The 13,147-nt window shown below is 72.6% G+C and carries 19 protein-coding genes and 1 pseudogene; 12 read left to right on the top strand and 8 right to left on the bottom strand.

The window, feature by feature from the left end:
* Nucleotides 1–59: 59 nt before the first annotated feature.
* Nucleotides 60–518 carry an SgcJ/EcaC family oxidoreductase gene (locus ACZ6ZR_RS09155; RefSeq protein ID WP_465640956.1) on the top strand — a complete coding sequence of 153 codons (459 nt, stop codon included), beginning with the start codon at nucleotides 60–62 and terminating at the stop codon, nucleotides 516–518.
* 82 nt (nucleotides 519–600) lie between these two features.
* On the opposite strand, the gene ACZ6ZR_RS09160 is transcribed toward ACZ6ZR_RS09155, so the two are convergent.
* Nucleotides 601–1,077 carry a hypothetical protein gene (locus ACZ6ZR_RS09160; RefSeq protein WP_465640958.1) on the bottom strand — a complete coding sequence of 159 codons (477 nt, stop codon included), beginning with the start codon at nucleotides 1,075–1,077 and terminating at the stop codon, nucleotides 601–603.
* Nucleotides 1,078–1,147: 70 nt separating this feature from the next.
* Between ACZ6ZR_RS09160 and ACZ6ZR_RS09165 the strand changes: the two genes are divergently transcribed.
* The 4 genes from ACZ6ZR_RS09165 to ACZ6ZR_RS09180 all read left to right on the top strand — a co-directional run bounded on the left by ACZ6ZR_RS09165 (nucleotide 1,148) and on the right by ACZ6ZR_RS09180 (nucleotide 2,876).
* Entirely contained in the window at nucleotides 1,148–1,582 is a 435-nt protein-coding gene (locus tag ACZ6ZR_RS09165) for a hypothetical protein (protein WP_465640960.1), read from the top strand.
* Nucleotides 1,579–1,752 (top strand): helix-turn-helix domain-containing protein, encoded by a 174-nt coding sequence (locus ACZ6ZR_RS09170; RefSeq protein WP_465640961.1) that lies wholly within the window; start codon nucleotides 1,579–1,581, stop codon nucleotides 1,750–1,752. Before ACZ6ZR_RS09165 ends, ACZ6ZR_RS09170 begins: the two co-directional genes overlap by 4 nt.
* Nucleotides 1,753–1,921: 169 nt before the next feature.
* Nucleotides 1,922–2,533, top strand: coding sequence for a TetR/AcrR family transcriptional regulator (locus tag ACZ6ZR_RS09175; RefSeq protein ID WP_465640963.1), 612 nt, complete (start codon nucleotides 1,922–1,924; stop codon nucleotides 2,531–2,533).
* On the top strand, nucleotides 2,526–2,876 hold the full coding sequence (locus ACZ6ZR_RS09180; protein ID WP_465640965.1) for a nuclear transport factor 2 family protein: 351 nt from the start codon (nucleotides 2,526–2,528) through the stop codon (nucleotides 2,874–2,876). Before ACZ6ZR_RS09175 ends, ACZ6ZR_RS09180 begins: the two co-directional genes overlap by 8 nt.
* A gap of 50 nt (nucleotides 2,877–2,926) precedes the next feature.
* On the opposite strand, the gene ACZ6ZR_RS09185 is transcribed toward ACZ6ZR_RS09180, so the two are convergent.
* The gene (locus ACZ6ZR_RS09185; protein ID WP_465640967.1) at nucleotides 2,927–3,904 is read right to left on the bottom strand and encodes a M56 family metallopeptidase; all 978 of its coding nucleotides are present in this window, start codon (nucleotides 3,902–3,904) and stop codon (nucleotides 2,927–2,929) included.
* A gap of 7 nt (nucleotides 3,905–3,911) precedes the next feature.
* Entirely contained in the window at nucleotides 3,912–4,325 is a 414-nt protein-coding gene (locus ACZ6ZR_RS09190) for a BlaI/MecI/CopY family transcriptional regulator (RefSeq protein WP_465640969.1), read from the bottom strand.
* A gap of 166 nt (nucleotides 4,326–4,491) precedes the next feature.
* Between ACZ6ZR_RS09190 and ACZ6ZR_RS09195 the strand changes: the two genes are divergently transcribed.
* Genes ACZ6ZR_RS09195 through ACZ6ZR_RS09205 form a run of 3 tightly spaced genes read left to right on the top strand, consistent with a single transcriptional unit; the run spans nucleotide 4,492 to nucleotide 6,193 of the window.
* Entirely contained in the window at nucleotides 4,492–5,067 is a 576-nt protein-coding gene (locus ACZ6ZR_RS09195; RefSeq protein WP_465640971.1) for a TerD family protein, read from the top strand.
* A 37-nt stretch (nucleotides 5,068–5,104) separates the two neighbouring features.
* The gene (locus ACZ6ZR_RS09200) at nucleotides 5,105–5,689 is read left to right on the top strand and encodes a TerD family protein (protein WP_465640973.1); all 585 of its coding nucleotides are present in this window, start codon (nucleotides 5,105–5,107) and stop codon (nucleotides 5,687–5,689) included.
* A gap of 48 nt (nucleotides 5,690–5,737) precedes the next feature.
* Nucleotides 5,738–6,193: a tellurite resistance TerB family protein gene (locus ACZ6ZR_RS09205; protein WP_465640975.1), complete on the top strand. Its 456-nt coding sequence runs from the start codon at nucleotides 5,738–5,740 to the stop codon at nucleotides 6,191–6,193.
* Between the two features lie 107 nt (nucleotides 6,194–6,300).
* On the opposite strand, the gene ACZ6ZR_RS09210 is transcribed toward ACZ6ZR_RS09205, so the two are convergent.
* A complete protein-coding gene (locus tag ACZ6ZR_RS09210; RefSeq protein WP_465640977.1) occupies nucleotides 6,301–6,969 on the bottom strand; it encodes an HAD family hydrolase in 669 nt (222 codons plus the stop codon).
* 55 nt (nucleotides 6,970–7,024) lie between these two features.
* A pseudogene (locus ACZ6ZR_RS09215) lies at nucleotides 7,025–7,342 on the bottom strand (EamA family transporter); the annotation flags it as partial.
* Nucleotides 7,343–7,353: 11 nt separating this feature from the next.
* Here ACZ6ZR_RS09215 and ACZ6ZR_RS09220 point away from each other — a divergent pair.
* Nucleotides 7,354–7,842 (top strand): helix-turn-helix domain-containing protein, encoded by a 489-nt coding sequence (locus ACZ6ZR_RS09220; protein WP_465640979.1) that lies wholly within the window; start codon nucleotides 7,354–7,356, stop codon nucleotides 7,840–7,842.
* A gap of 13 nt (nucleotides 7,843–7,855) precedes the next feature.
* On the opposite strand, the gene ACZ6ZR_RS09225 is transcribed toward ACZ6ZR_RS09220, so the two are convergent.
* Both ACZ6ZR_RS09225 and ACZ6ZR_RS09230 read right to left on the bottom strand, forming a co-directional pair.
* Entirely contained in the window at nucleotides 7,856–8,281 is a 426-nt protein-coding gene (locus ACZ6ZR_RS09225) for a GlcG/HbpS family heme-binding protein (protein ID WP_465640981.1), read from the bottom strand.
* A gap of 35 nt (nucleotides 8,282–8,316) precedes the next feature.
* Nucleotides 8,317–9,513: an MFS transporter gene (locus ACZ6ZR_RS09230; protein WP_465640983.1), complete on the bottom strand. Its 1,197-nt coding sequence runs from the start codon at nucleotides 9,511–9,513 to the stop codon at nucleotides 8,317–8,319.
* A 155-nt stretch (nucleotides 9,514–9,668) separates the two neighbouring features.
* Here ACZ6ZR_RS09230 and ACZ6ZR_RS09235 point away from each other — a divergent pair, with 155 nt between their 5' ends.
* On the top strand, nucleotides 9,669–10,142 hold the full coding sequence (locus tag ACZ6ZR_RS09235; RefSeq protein WP_465640985.1) for a MarR family winged helix-turn-helix transcriptional regulator: 474 nt from the start codon (nucleotides 9,669–9,671) through the stop codon (nucleotides 10,140–10,142).
* Here the strand turns inward: ACZ6ZR_RS09235 and ACZ6ZR_RS09240 are convergent.
* Complete coding sequence (locus tag ACZ6ZR_RS09240; protein ID WP_465640987.1) at nucleotides 10,111–10,605, bottom strand: hypothetical protein; 495 nt, start codon at nucleotides 10,603–10,605, stop codon at nucleotides 10,111–10,113. The two genes, ACZ6ZR_RS09235 and ACZ6ZR_RS09240, sit on opposite strands and share 32 nt — an antisense overlap.
* A gap of 373 nt (nucleotides 10,606–10,978) precedes the next feature.
* Here ACZ6ZR_RS09240 and ACZ6ZR_RS09245 point away from each other — a divergent pair, with 373 nt between their 5' ends.
* Both ACZ6ZR_RS09245 and ACZ6ZR_RS09250 read left to right on the top strand, forming a co-directional pair.
* The gene (locus ACZ6ZR_RS09245) at nucleotides 10,979–12,280 is read left to right on the top strand and encodes a helix-turn-helix domain-containing protein (RefSeq protein ID WP_465640989.1); all 1,302 of its coding nucleotides are present in this window, start codon (nucleotides 10,979–10,981) and stop codon (nucleotides 12,278–12,280) included.
* Nucleotides 12,281–12,349: 69 nt separating this feature from the next.
* Entirely contained in the window at nucleotides 12,350–13,123 is a 774-nt protein-coding gene (locus ACZ6ZR_RS09250; RefSeq protein ID WP_465640991.1) for a toll/interleukin-1 receptor domain-containing protein, read from the top strand.
* Nucleotides 13,124–13,147 lie beyond the last annotated feature (24 nt).

Here is a 13,147-nt window from a genome sequence, read left to right on the forward strand (position 1 = left end):
GCATGCGCGCAGATATTGCATCTGTGCAGCCATCTCAGCCTATCCCGGGAGGGGCCGACATGACCACGCACAGCACCGACCGCCAGGCCGTCACCGAGGTCCTCGCCCGGCTGGCCGACGCCTGGGCCCGCCACGACGCCGACGCCTACGGCGCGGAGTTCACCGAGGACGCCGGATACGTCACCTACGTCGGCACCCACTACCGGGGCCGCCGCGACATCGTGGAGAGCCATCGCGTCCTGTTCGCCGGCTTCCTCAAGGGGACCCGCCTGGCCGACGAACTCCTGGACGTCCGCTTCCCCGCCCCCGGCCTCGCCGTGGTCACTTCGCGCGGCGACACGTACAAGGGCACGGTCCCGAAGGGGAGGCTGACGAAGGTTCAGACCTACACCCTGGTGTGCGGCGAGGACGGCCGCTGGCGGATCGCGGCCTTCCAGAACACCAAGCGCAGGCCTCTGATGGAGGCCGTCTCCTTCCGTGCCGCCCCCGGCCTGGTCCCGTCGGCCCAGCGCGGCTGAGTGGGCGACGCCGCCCTGGAAGCCCCCCGGCCCGGACGCGATCGGACTGCGGGACCCGCCACGGTGAACCCTCCGTAGGGGCTCAGGCGTAGGGGTTGAGCGTCCAGAAGCGGACGGTGCCGGTGCGGCGGTCGAACCAGAACCTGGCGCTCGTCCGGTTCCCGGCGCGGTCGACGGCGTCCGGGCGGACCCAGTCCGGGTCCTTCGGGCCGGCGGTCCCCTTCTTCAGCGGCTTCTCGAACCAGGACGCGGCCTCCGGCGGGGCGCCGGGGACGAAGGGGTGAGCCGTCGTCAGCTCGTCCAGCCTGCCCGGGGCCAGGCGGGCGTACCCCGACATCGTGAGCTCGTGCGAGGGGATGCCGCGGTCGTCGTTGTCCCGGCTGCTCACCCATCGCGCGTCGGTGAGCGGGCCGAGTTCGGGGAAGGCCTGTTCCAGCGGCGCGGTGTCAGTGTGCCAGCCGGGCTTGTCCTCGTCCTCTGCCACCGCGGACCGGACCGCCCACACGGCGGGCAGCGCCGTCAGCCCCGCCGCGATGCCGAGCAGCTTCCGTCGTCGCATGATGATCATCATCTCCCCGTGTCACCATGCCGGACGCACGGTGCACCCGCTCGGTTCCGGCAGGTGGAGCATGGAGCGTCAGGCCGCGGCCGTCGGGGGCGTGCTCAGTGCTCTGGGGCTGGGGCTGGAACTGGTCGCGCAGGACGAGCGCACCTACCGCGCGCTGCTGGCCCGGCTGGTGGCGCTGGGGCTGGTCCTGGTCCGCCCCTCGGCACAGGCTCCCTCGGGTTTCCGGGCGGCCCGTCCGGCGAGCGCCATGGAGGCCCTGCCGGCGCGCCAGCAGGCGGAGTTGGTGGCCCATCAGCTGAGGGTCGAGCAGTCCGGGGCCACCGCGGCCCGGTTGATCGCCGACTGCGCGGCCTCCGGCGGGCAGGCGCCGAGCGGTGCCTACGAGGAGCTGATCGGCATCGAGGCGATCCGCGAGCGGCTGGACGATCTGGCCCGGACCGCCCGAACGGGGCCGGGCCGGGCGCCGGGATGTCCTCGCAGGAGTGCGCGGCCATGACCCTGCGCGCCCAGGGGCACACCGGCGAGGGGATCGCCGAACGGCTGGGTGTCTCCCCGCGCACCGCCTGCCGGGTGGCCGCAGACCTGATGGAACGTCTGGAGGCCCGAAGCCGCTTCGGGGCGGGCGTGCACGCCGTCCAGAACGGCTGGCTCCCCGCCACCCGCTGACCCCTCGTCAGGGCCCGTGCCCCGGACACCTCTGACCTCCCTCCCGCCCTCCGGCCGCCCGCCCTCGCCGGTGCACCGACGGCTGTCCGCGGCCGGGTCGGCGCCCGTCCGTGTGGCCGGCCGGGGTGTGCTATTTTTTGTGAGCAGTCGTTCAACTACGGAGGTGGAGATGGGGCGCAAGCAGCTCTGGGACCGGGACGAGGTGCTGGCCTCGGCCATGCGGCTGTTCCGTCACCGGGGGTACGTCGGCGCCTCCCTGCGGGACATCGAGGAGGCCACCGGGCTGCACCCGGGAAGCCTCTACCGGGAGTTCGAGAGCAAGGACGGCCTGTTCCACGCCGCGCTGGAGGTCTACAACGAGCGGGTGGTGCGGGACCGGGTCCGGCTCCACCTGCTGGAACCGGACGACCCGCTGGCCGGCATCCGTTCCTACTTCACGTCGGTCATCGACACCGGTGTCGATCCCGATCCGGGCTGTCTGCTGACCAACACCGCCGTCGAGTCGTTCACCCTTCCCCAGGCCTCGGCCGGGGTACGGAACGGCCTGACGGTGATCGAGGACGGCTTCGCCGACGCACTCGGCCGCGCCCGGCGCCGCGGTGACGTGCCGTTCGAACTCGACGTCGCGACCACGGCAGCCCACCTGCTGGCGCTGTACCAGGGCCTGCTGGTGCTCGTCCGGGCCGGCCGGCCCCGCGCCGCACTGCACGCCGTCACCGAAGGCGCGATGGCGTCGATCGGTTCACTGAGGACCCCACGAAAGCAGGACGACCATGAGTGACACCCAGCAGCTCTGGAACGACTACGCCGCCTGCTGGTCGGCCGACCCCGCCGACCGGATCGCCGCCCTCGGCGCGGTCGCGGTGGACGAGGTCGCCTACCGCGACCCCGGCACCGAGGTCGGCGACCTGACCGAACTCGCCGCCTACATGGCCGGGTTCGCCGCGGCCTTCCCCGGCCACCGGTTCCGCATCGACGAGGTGCTGGAGCACCACGACCGCTCCCTCGCCCGCTGGACCCAGCTCGACGGGCAGGGCGAGAGCGCGTCGGCGGGCATCAGTGCCGCCCGCCACCACGAGGACGGCCGCCTCGCCGACATCTCCGGGTTCTTCCTCCCCGCGTAGCCGGATCCCGGTTCCGCCCGGGTGCCCGGGTGGAACCCGCTGACGACCGGTCAGCCGGGCCCGAGGCCGTGGCCGGTGGTCGCGGTGTGCAGGATCAGGAGCAGGGCCATCGAGGCGTTCAGGCAGGACATCGCCGAGACGGTGGTGCCCGCCGCCGCGACCAGCGCGGCGAGGCCGGCCGGGCTGGCGGCCGGTGGCCAGCGGCGGACGGCCGGGCCGGGGGCCAGCAGGGCGGCGACCCGGCGCGGGACGGGGCCGGGGGCGGCGAACTGGGCGAGGGCGGTGGCGGCGGGCAAGCGGGGGAGGGCGAGCGAGGCGCGGCCGACCGCGCGGGCGACCAGGCGGCGGTCGCCGACGGCCTCGGCGGCCTCCTCGTCGGCCCAGCGTTCGGCGGAGAAGACCACGGCGTCGCGCAGCGGCGCGAGGAAGGGGTTGACGGAGGCGGCGAGCCGGACGGTGAGCAGGTGGCGGTGGTGACGCCCCGTCAGGTGGGCGCGCTCGTGGGCGTACAGGGCGCACCGCTCGTCCTCGTCGAGGTGGTCGAGCATCCCGGTGGAGACCACGATCCGGCCCCGCCCCCGGCGGCCGGGGACGGCGTAGGCGTAGGGGGCCCCGTCCTCCAGCACCGCCACCTCGTCGCCGTTGCTCTGTGAGGCCAGTGGGGCCAGAGGTGCCAGTGCCCAGCGGGCCCGCAGGCGTCCGCGCAGGTGGCGGCCGAGGGTGACGGCGGCGGCGACCAGGACCACCGCGAGGGCGACGATCGATCCGGTGCCGACCGCCTCGTCCCAGGGCACGGCGGCCCGGACCTCCGGGTCGGCCCAGGCGTCGGGCAGCGGGTTGCCGGGGATCTGGGCGGTGCCGACCACGCCGAGCAGGCCGAGGCAGAGCGTGGAGCAGAGGGCCAGCACCCCGCTGATCCAGCTGAGCAGCCGGGTGGTGGTGCGCGGGTGCAGGTGCTGTCCGGCCAGCCGGGCGATCGGCAGCGCGGTCAGCGGCAGGATCAGGGGGAGGAACACGAAGACGCCCACGGGGTGCTCAACTCCCGCTCTCGGGAGGGGAGTCGGAGCCCAGCAGGGCACGGATCAGCTGCTCGTCGTCGGCCGACAGCGCGGTCACGAAGCTGGCCAGCACCGCCTGCCGGTCGCTCTCGGCGTCCAGCATCCGGCGCATCCGCAGCGCGGCCAGCCCGGCCCCGTCGGCGGCCGGGGTGAAGAGGTAGGCGCGGCCGTCCCGGACCCGGGTGACGGCCTTCTTCTCGTGCAGCCGGGTCAGGATGGTGATCACGGTGGAGTAGGCGAGCTCGCCGTCGAAGTGCTGCTGCACCCAGGCCGCCGAGGCGGGCCGCCCGGCGCGGTGCAGCACGTGCAGGATCTGCGCCTCCAGCTCGCCCTGCGCACGCCGTCGCGGACGGTCGTCGTGGCCGGGCTCGGGCTCGGTGTCTCGCACCATCGGTCCTCCTCGGGCACGTCGCGGCGGTGTCGGCCGTTCATCGTAGCGAGACCCCGTACGGTGGCCTCGCCCCAGGGGATCTTACGATCCCTTTACCTCTACATTGCTGTAGATTTAAAACACCGTCAGCTCCGCCGACGGCACCGAGACTCGAAGGAGACCGTTCATGGGTGTCAGCCTCAGCAAGGGTGGAAACGTCTCGCTCACCAAGGAGGCGCCCGGCCTGACCGCCGTCGTCATCGGCCTGGGCTGGGACGTGCGCTCGACCACCGGCACCGAGTTCGACCTGGACGCCAGCGCGCTGCTCCTCGCGGAGGACGGCAAGGTGCGGTCGGCCGGCGACTTCGTCTTCTTCAACAACCTCAAGAGCGCCGACGGTTCGGTCGAGCACACCGGCGACAACCGCACCGGTGAGGGCGACGGCGACGACGAGCAGCTCAAGGTGAACCTGGCCGCCGTCCCCGCGGACGTGCAGCGCGTCACCTTCCCGGTCTCGATCTACGACGGCTCCGGCCGCGGCCAGAACTTCGGCCAGGTCCGCAACGCCTTCATCCGGGTGGTGAACCAGGCCGGCGGCGCCGAGATCGCCCGCTACGACCTCTCCGAGGACGCCTCCACCGAGACCGCCATGGTCTTCGGCGAGCTCTACCGCAACGGCGCCGAGTGGAAGTTCCGCGCCATCGGACAGGGTTACGCCTCCGGTCTGGCGGGAATTGCCCAGGACTTCGGCGTCGCACTCTGAGCGGGCGTCACACCCGGCGAGTAGGGGAAGCAGGAGTATGAGCATCAACCTGACGAAGGGCCAGGGCATCAGCCTGGCCAAGGCCGACGGCGGCGCGCTGAGCGTGGTCCGGATGGGACTCGGCTGGCGGGCCGCCGCGCCCAAGGGCTTCTTCGCCAAGCTCACCGCCCGGCCGATCGACCTGGACGCCTCCGCGGTGCTCTACAACAAGGGCGGCGGTCTGGTGGAGGTGGTCTTCTTCCAGCAGCTCACCAGCCGCGACGGCTCCGTCCGGCACAGCGGCGACAACCTGGTCGGCGGCAGCGGCGCGGGCGGCGACGACGAGACCATCGTGGTCGACCTGTCCCGGGTGCCCGCGTCGGTCGAGCAGATCGTCTTCACGGTGAACTCCTTCACCGGCCAGACCTTCGAGCAGGTGCAGGACGCCTTCTGCCGCCTGGTGGACGAGTCCACCGGCGTCGAGCTGGCCCGCTACACCCTCACCGGCGGCGGCCCGCACACGGCCCAGATCATGGCCAAGGTCCGCCGCGAGGGCGCCGGTTGGACGTTCTCCGCGATCGGCGAGCCCGCCCGCGGCCGCACCTTCCAGGACCTGATGCCGGCCATCGCCCCCCACCTGTAGCCGGCCCGGCCCGGCCCGTCAGCACCACACGTATGGGAGAGAACCCCGATGGCCCTGTGGGACCGCCTCAAGCAGTCCGCCCAGACCATGCAGACCCAACTCGAGAGCAAGAAGAACGAGTTGAAGAGCGGTGGCTTCCGCGACGCCTCCATGGCGATGTGCGCCCTGGTCGCCGCCGCGGACGGTTCGGTCGACCCGTCCGAGCGCCAGCGGGTGGCGGCGCTGATCGCCACCAACCCGGTGCTGCAGAACTTCGAGGCCGCGGACCTGCACCGCCGCTTCGACGACTACCTGACCACCGTCACCTCCGACTTCGAGCTCGGCAAGGTGACGCTGCTCCAGGTGATCGGCAGGGTCGCCAAGAAGCCCGTCGAGGCACGCGCCGTCATCCAGATCGGCATCGTGATCGGCGGCGCCGACGGCGACTTCGACAAGACCGAGCAGGCGGTCGTCCGCGAGGCCTGCTTCGCCCTGGCCATCTCCCCGGACGAGTTCGACCTCTGACGGTTCCTCCGGGTGCGAGGGGCGGTACCGGACCTCTCCGGTACCGCCCCTCGTCGTCTCCTCGCGTCGTGCCGTGCCACGCCCTGTCCGGGCCGTCCGAGGACGGTTCAGGCGGTTGCCGCTATCAGGGCGGGGAGTTCGCGCATGTCGGTGAAGACCACGGTGCCGGGGCCCTCCAGCCAGGCGGCCGGGGTGAGGCCGCCCGCGAAGCCGAGTGCGCGCATGCCGGCGGCCCGGGCGGCGGCGACGCCGAAGCGGCTGTCCTCCACCACCAGGCAGCGGGCCGGTTCGACGCCGAGGGTGGCGGCGGCGTGCAGGAAGAGGTCGGGGGCGGGCTTGCCGTTCGCCACCTCGCTCGCGCTGAAGACCCGGCCCTCGAAGCGGGAGTACATCCCGACCTGGCCGAGGGTGCGGCGCAGCCGCTCGTGGCTGCTGCTGGAGGCCACGCAGGTCGGCAGCCCGATCGCGTCGAGGGCTGCCCCGATGCCGTCCACGGGCGTCAGTTCGTCGGCGAAGGCCTGGTCGTAGAGCGGCTTGAACTCGGCGTCCCAGTCCTCGGGGAGGGCGCGTCCGAGGTGGGCCTCGATCTCCGAGGTCATGTACCGGTGCGAGCGCCCCACGAAACGGTGGACGATCTCCTCCTCGCTCAGCTCCCAACCGAGCGCCGCCAGTACCACCGCGTCGACCCGTACGGCGAGGCGCTCGCTGTCCAGCAGGACGCCGTCGCAGTCGAAGATGACGAGCTCGACCGGCTCGGTGGTGGCTGAAGTGATCATCGGCGCAGTCTACTGAGGGGCTGTCGGGCGGGGTCAGGCCAGGGCTAGTGCCGTGCAGGGAGACGGCGAGGGCCGCAACGGCGAGGCCGGCGAGTTGGCCGCGGTGGATGCGTTCGTGCAGGACGGTCCGGGCGAGCAGGACGGTCGCGGCCGGGTAGAGGGCGGTGACGACCGCTACCACGGTGAGGTCGCCGCTGCGGACGGCGAGCAGGAAGAGCAGGTTGGCGACCGAGTCCAGGGCACCGGCCGCGATCGAGATGCCGTAGGCGGGGCGCTCGGGGCCGAGGCGGCGCCGGAAGGCCGCGGCGGCGGCCAGGACCACGGCGGAGGAGACCGCGCGGCCGACCACCAGCGGCGCGACCCCGCTGTCTGACGCTGGAGGAGTTGAGCCGCCGCGCCCAGGTGAGCAAGGGGGCGCTGGTCGGGCTGGAAAAGGCCCAGGGCAATCCGAACCTCGCCACCCTGGTCCGGCTCGCCGACGCGTTGGGGATCTCGGTCTCCGACCTGATGCAGGGCCGGTCGGAGAGCCGGGTGCGGGTGGTCGCGGCGGACGAGGTGGAGCCGCTCTGGCGGGGCGAGGGCGGTGGTGAGGCCCGGCTGCTCCTCACCACCCGGGGGGCCTCGCCGGTGGAGCTGTGGCGCTGGCGGCTGGAGCCCGGCGAGGAGTACCCGAGCCACCCCCACCAACCCGGCGTGGTGGAGACCGTCACGGTGACCACCGGGCGGATGGTCCTGCTGGTCGACGGCGCCGAACACCCGGTCCGGGCTGGTCAGACGGCGACCTTCGACGGCGACGCCCCGCACGCTTACCGGGGCGCCGGCGCCGAGGCCTGCCACTTCCTGATGACGGTTCAGCTGCCGCCGGGGACCTGAGCCCCTGCCGTCGTCAGCGGCCGAAGGTGGCTGCCGCGGTGGTGGCGAAGGCGTGGTCCTGTTCGGGGGCGCCGCCGCCGACGCCGAGGGCGCCGATCAGGTGGCCTGCGTGGTCGTGGACCGGGATGCCGCCGGGGATGAAGAGGAGGGGGCGGTCGAGGGCGGTGGTGAGGGAGTGGAACGGGCCGTCGGGCTTGACGAGGTCGACCAAGTCGGCGGTGGGGGCGTTCAGTTGGAGGGCGGTGTAGGCCTTGCGGGTGCTGGTCTCGCCGGAGATCAGGACCGCCCGGTCGTCGCGGCGGAAGGCGAGCATGTGGCCGCCCGCGTCCAGGACGGTGATGCTGACGGTGGCTCCGGCGGCCTCGGCGGCGGTCCGGGCGGCGGCGACCAGGGCCTCGGCGTCGGCAGTGGTCAGCGGGGTGACGGTGGTGGTGCTCATGGTGGTGCTTCTCTCGGTTCGGGGCTGACGGACGGTCAGTGGTGGGCGGGTACGGGTACGGGTACGGGGGCAGCGAGGGGGGTCGTCGAGGTGCGGCGCTCCAGGGCGGCCGACCAGAGGGCCAGGACCAGCGCGGCGGCGGCGAGCACGGCGCCGACCCAGTTGGGGGCGGTGTAGCCGAGGCCGGCCGAGATCACCATGCCGCCGAGCCAGGCGGCGAGGGCGTTGCCGAGGTTGAAGGCGCCGATGTTGACCGCCGAGGCCAGGGTGGGGGCGCCGTGTGCCTGGTCCAGGACGCGCTTCTGGAGCGGCGGGACGGTGGCGAAGCCGAGCGCGCCGACCAGCAGAACGGTGACCGCGGCCAGCACCTTGCTGTGCGCGGTGAGGGTGAACAGGGCGAGCACCACGGCCAGGCCGCCGAGGGAGGCGTACAGCATCGGCATCAGCCTGCGGTCGGCGTAGCGGCCGCCGATCAGGTTCCCGAGGAACATGCCGACGCCGAACAGGACCAGCAGCCAGGTGACGGCGCCCTCGGAGTAGCCGGCCACGTTGGTCATCATGGGGGCGATGTAGGTGATGGCGGCGAAGACGCCGCCGAAGCCGAGCACGGTCATCGCCATCGCCAGCAGCACCTGCGGGTTGCGGAAGGCGGTCAGTTCGCGGCGCAGGTGGGCGCCCTCGGGGCGGGGCGTGGCGGGCACCAGGCGGGCGATGCCGAGCAGTCCGGCCGCACCGAGCACGGCGACCCCGGCGAAGGTGGCCCGCCAGCCGACGGCCTGGCCGACGAAGGTGCCGAGCGGGACGCCGACGATGTTGGCCACGGTCAGGCCGGTGAACATGGTGGCGATGGCCCCGGCCTTCTTCTCGGGGGCGACCAGTTCGGCGGCGACCACCGAGCCGATGCCGAAGAAGGCGCCGTGGGCGAGCGAGGTGACGATCCGTCCGGCCAGCATCAGCGGGAAGGTGGGGGCGGCGGCGGAGAGCAGGTTGCCCACCACGAAGAGGCCCATCAGCAGCATGAGCATGGTCTTGCGGCTGATCCGGGTGCCGAGCACGGTCATCAGCGGGGCGCCGAGCACGACGCCGAGCGCGTAGCCGGTGACCAGCAGGCCGGCGCTGGGGATGGTGACGCCGTAGTCGGCGGCGATCTGGGGCAGCAGGCCCATGATCACGAATTCGGTGGTTCCGATGCCGAAGGCCCCGATGGCCAGGGCGAGGAGCGCGAGAGGCATGAGAGCCCTCCGTACGATTGCTTGTGCGCCGGTCTTACGTGCTTCGACAATAGTTGCAGGCGCGGGCTATCGGCAAATGCTTGATACGCGCCTGGGCCGGTATCGGCGGTGTCGGCTTATCCTGGAGGCTGTCGCTCACGGAAGGAGACCGGCCGATGACCGCCACGGACCCGGCGCTGACCGCCCTCGCCAACGGGTGGGGTGCCCTCTACGTGCTCTACGGCCGGATCGAGGCGCACGTCGAACGCGCCCTCCAGGCCGAGCACGAGCTGAGCGTGCGCGAGTACTCCCTGCTCGACGTGCTCAGCCGCCAGCACGACGGGGAGGGCGGGCACCTCCAGATGAAGCAGGTCGCCGACGCGGTCGTGCTCAGCCAGAGCGCCACCACCCGCCTGGTCACCCGCCTGGAGGACCGCGGCCTGCTCGCCCGCTACCTCTGCCCCACCGACCGCCGCGGCATCTACACCAACGTCAGCGAGGACGGCCTCAAGCTCCTCACGGAGGCCCGCCCCACCAACGAACGCGCCCTCCGCGAGGTCCTCGAAGAGGCGGCCCGCAACCCCGAACTCGCTCCCCTGGTGGCAGCCGTCGAGGCCGTCAAGCCCGCACTGCCGCAGCGGCTTCCGTGATCAGTGCGTCGCAGGCCAGCTTCGAACTGAGGCGAATCCGCTCGACGTCGGCGAGGCTCCGGGCGTCCCGGATGGCGAAGGTCGACCCGACCGCGTAGTCGGCCGCGACGGCCAGTTCCGGGCAGATGATCCGCAGTGTGGTGCTCGGGCCGGTGACCGCGCTCCTGGTCCGGTGAACGGCAGTCGAGTAGTGCTCGTCGGTGTCCTCGGCCCCGCCCGTCGGGCCGAGGCCTCGGCTCCGCTCCCTCGCGCGGACCGTCTGCGCCCGGCGGTGGTCGGCGAGTGCCGCCACCAACTCGGTGACAGTGGACAGGACTTCGGTGCGGTGGGCCCTCGCGTCGGCCGCCGCCTCGGTGGCGCGGGCGGCCCGGGATTGAACCCAGGCCGAGAGCAGAGCCCCGGCGAGCGCACCGAACACCGCCGCCGTACTCGCGCCGACCGTGACCCAGGTGCTGGTGTCCATCACATGCCTCTCAGTGTCGGCGACCCTTCGGTTCTGACCCTTCCCGCCGACCCTCCGGTTCAACGGCGAACCGGGCGGTGTCCTCCCGCGAGCGGTCGGCTCCAGCGTGCGGCGCGGGATCTGCCGCACCGTCAGGAGTGGCGCACCGGGGCGCGAACGCCCAGCTGGGAGCGGGTGCGGAGCGCGTTGGAGAAGTCACCAACTCTCTTTGTTGGCAAAGCCGTTCGAAGGGAAATAGGAAACAGGAAACTGGTCGGATCCGTGCTTTGACCAGTGGATCGCATGCCAAGATTCCGACGGGGGCGAGGAGAACCGCTTCCGGCACGCGTCCCCGGTGGGGGTTGCGGACCACGGGAATTCGGAACGGAGTGGCATGGACGGCTCCACAGCACAGCCCGGCGCCTTCGGCCCGGAACTCCGCAAACGGCGGATCGCTGCGGGGTTGACCCTCACCCGGCTGGCCGAACTGCTCAGTTACAGCAAGGGCTATCTCAGCAAGATCGAGCGTGGCCACAACCCGCCCCCACCCGGACTGGCCCGCCGGTGCGACGCGCAGCTGAGTGCCGGCGGCGCGTTGGAGAGCCTGGTGGCGGTCGATCCCCGTCGTGCCACGAAGGGGGCAGTGGGTGCGAGGCGCTCACCGCACCCGGGCGAGGAGGGTGGTGCAGGCCGGTTGCCCGGGCTCGGGCGGCGGCAGCTGCTCGCCGTCGGGGCGTCCTCGCTCCTGGGCGGCGGTCTGGTCGACCCCCGGCAGCCGGCCGCCCTGAGTGCGCCGGCGGCGGAGGGCCTCGGGCCCCTGGAGATCTTCCAGTCGCAGTTCGGGCAGATGCGGCGCCTCGGCCAGACCGTTGCCTCCGGCACGCTCCTGCCGCTGCTCGACGCCCAGGCGCGCACCCTGACCGAGCTGGCGGCCCGGGCCGGAGGGGCGAACCGCGACCGGATGCTCGTCCTCGCGGCCAGGTACGCGGAGTACGCGGGCTGGATCGCCCAGGAGGCCGGAGAGGATTCCACGGCGCTGTGGTGGACCGCTCAGGCGGTCGAACTCGCGGAGGCCGGTGGCGACCGTCATCTCGCCTCGTACGCCCTGGTCCGGCGGGCGTTGGTCACCTTCTACGCGGGCGATGCGGCACGGACGGTTCAGCTCGTCGGGCCGGCCCAGTCCGGTGGCCTCCCGCCGCGGATCCGTGGCCTCGCCGCTCAGCGTGAGGCACAAGGGCACGCCCTCGCGGGGGACGAGAGCTCCTGCATGCGCAGCCTGGACCGGGCGAGGGAGTGGCTGGCGAAGGCCCGGGCCGAGGACGACGGAGGCGCACCGGTCCTCGGGACCGGCAATCTCGCCGATCCCGCCGCGATGGTGACCGGCTGGTGTCTCTATGACCTCGGACTGGCCGACCGGGCGGCGGAAGTGCTCGACGGCGAGCTCCGGAGGATCCCGGTGCACGCCGTCCGCAGCCGGGCCCGCTACGGGTTGCGGTGCGCACTGGCGCACGCCGCGCGCGGCGAGCCCGAGCGTGCTTGCGAGATCGCCTCCGAACTCCTTCCCCACGTGGCCGAGTTGGGGTCGGCCACCATCCGTGCGGACGTCGGGCGGCTTGCCCGTGAGCTGTACCGATTCCGCACGAGTCGTCCGGTGCAGGAGATCCAGCCGCTGCTCGCCGCGGTGCTGCACCCGTAAACGCGGCGGAGCGCGTCCGCCCGCCGTCCCACCAACCGTTTTCCAGCCAGCTCGGAGAGGTGTTCCGCCATGCCCGAAATCTTCGTCAACTACCGCACCAGCGACCAGGGTTCCACCGCGACCACGATCGAACGCGACCTCGCGCGGCGCTTCGGCGAGGACCGGGTCTTCCGCGCGAGCAAGTCGATCGGGGTGGGGCGGCCGTTCCCGCAGGAGCTGCTGACCGCCGTCCGGCGCAGCAGCGTGCTGCTGGCCGTGATCGGTTCGAAGTGGCTCGCCGCGCCGGACGGGAACGGAGGTCGTGCCCTCGACGATCCGAAGGACTGGACCCGACGGGAGATCATCGAGGCGTACGAGACCGGGGCACGGGTGGTGCCGATCCTCGTCGGCGGTGTCGGAGTGCTCAAGCGGAAGGAGCTGCCCGAGGCGCTGGCCTGGCTCGCGGACTGCCAGTACCGCCGGTACGACGACCGCGACGCGGAGTACAACCTCAGGCGGATCGGCGACGACCTGGCCGAGGCGGTGCCCGAACTCGCCGAGGCGGAGCGGCAGGTCAAGGCGGCGACCGGATCGGCCGGCGGCGGAGAGGCCCGGAGCGGAAGTGTGGTGCGGGCGGGGGAGTACCGGCACGAGCAGAGCGGCGGCATCGGCAACGTCGGCGGTGACGTGGGGACGTTCATCAACAACGCCAGCGGCCCGGTGCACACGGGGGACGGGCCGCAGCACACCACCATCCGCAACGGTGGCGTCGAGTTCCACGGCGACGGTGGCAGCTACCTCGAACGCGGCGACGTGCACAACGAGTTCGGCGGTCGGCGCGACCGTGACGGCCGCCGGCGGTGAGCGATGGCCGGGGCGGCCGGGGCG

It is taken from the genome of Kitasatospora sp. NPDC088742 (genome assembly GCF_055584905.1).

What these genes read in the sequence shown, in the direction of transcription:
- ACZ6ZR_RS09155 (WP_465640956.1), top strand. Translation starts at nt 60, where the DNA reads ATGACCACGCACAGCACCGACCGCCAGGCCGTCACCGAGGTCCTCGCC.
- ACZ6ZR_RS09160 (WP_465640958.1), bottom strand. Translation starts at nt 1,077, where the DNA reads ATGCGACGACGGAAGCTGCTCGGCATCGCGGCGGGGCTGACGGCGCTG.
- ACZ6ZR_RS09165 (WP_465640960.1), top strand. Translation starts at nt 1,148, where the DNA reads ATGGAGCGTCAGGCCGCGGCCGTCGGGGGCGTGCTCAGTGCTCTGGGG.
- ACZ6ZR_RS09170 (WP_465640961.1), top strand. Translation starts at nt 1,579, where the DNA reads ATGACCCTGCGCGCCCAGGGGCACACCGGCGAGGGGATCGCCGAACGG.
- ACZ6ZR_RS09175 (WP_465640963.1), top strand. Translation starts at nt 1,922, where the DNA reads ATGGGGCGCAAGCAGCTCTGGGACCGGGACGAGGTGCTGGCCTCGGCC.
- ACZ6ZR_RS09180 (WP_465640965.1), top strand. Translation starts at nt 2,526, where the DNA reads ATGAGTGACACCCAGCAGCTCTGGAACGACTACGCCGCCTGCTGGTCG.
- ACZ6ZR_RS09190 (WP_465640969.1), bottom strand. Translation starts at nt 4,325, where the DNA reads ATGGTGCGAGACACCGAGCCCGAGCCCGGCCACGACGACCGTCCGCGA.
- ACZ6ZR_RS09195 (WP_465640971.1), top strand. Translation starts at nt 4,492, where the DNA reads ATGGGTGTCAGCCTCAGCAAGGGTGGAAACGTCTCGCTCACCAAGGAG.
- ACZ6ZR_RS09200 (WP_465640973.1), top strand. Translation starts at nt 5,105, where the DNA reads ATGAGCATCAACCTGACGAAGGGCCAGGGCATCAGCCTGGCCAAGGCC.
- ACZ6ZR_RS09205 (WP_465640975.1), top strand. Translation starts at nt 5,738, where the DNA reads ATGGCCCTGTGGGACCGCCTCAAGCAGTCCGCCCAGACCATGCAGACC.
- ACZ6ZR_RS09210 (WP_465640977.1), bottom strand. Translation starts at nt 6,969, where the DNA reads ATGATCACTTCAGCCACCACCGAGCCGGTCGAGCTCGTCATCTTCGAC.
- ACZ6ZR_RS09225 (WP_465640981.1), bottom strand. Translation starts at nt 8,281, where the DNA reads ATGAGCACCACCACCGTCACCCCGCTGACCACTGCCGACGCCGAGGCC.
- ACZ6ZR_RS09230 (WP_465640983.1), bottom strand. Translation starts at nt 9,513, where the DNA reads ATGCCTCTCGCGCTCCTCGCCCTGGCCATCGGGGCCTTCGGCATCGGA.
- ACZ6ZR_RS09235 (WP_465640985.1), top strand. Translation starts at nt 9,669, where the DNA reads ATGACCGCCACGGACCCGGCGCTGACCGCCCTCGCCAACGGGTGGGGT.
- ACZ6ZR_RS09240 (WP_465640987.1), bottom strand. Translation starts at nt 10,605, where the DNA reads ATGGACACCAGCACCTGGGTCACGGTCGGCGCGAGTACGGCGGCGGTG.
- ACZ6ZR_RS09245 (WP_465640989.1), top strand. Translation starts at nt 10,979, where the DNA reads ATGGACGGCTCCACAGCACAGCCCGGCGCCTTCGGCCCGGAACTCCGC.
- ACZ6ZR_RS09250 (WP_465640991.1), top strand. Translation starts at nt 12,350, where the DNA reads ATGCCCGAAATCTTCGTCAACTACCGCACCAGCGACCAGGGTTCCACC.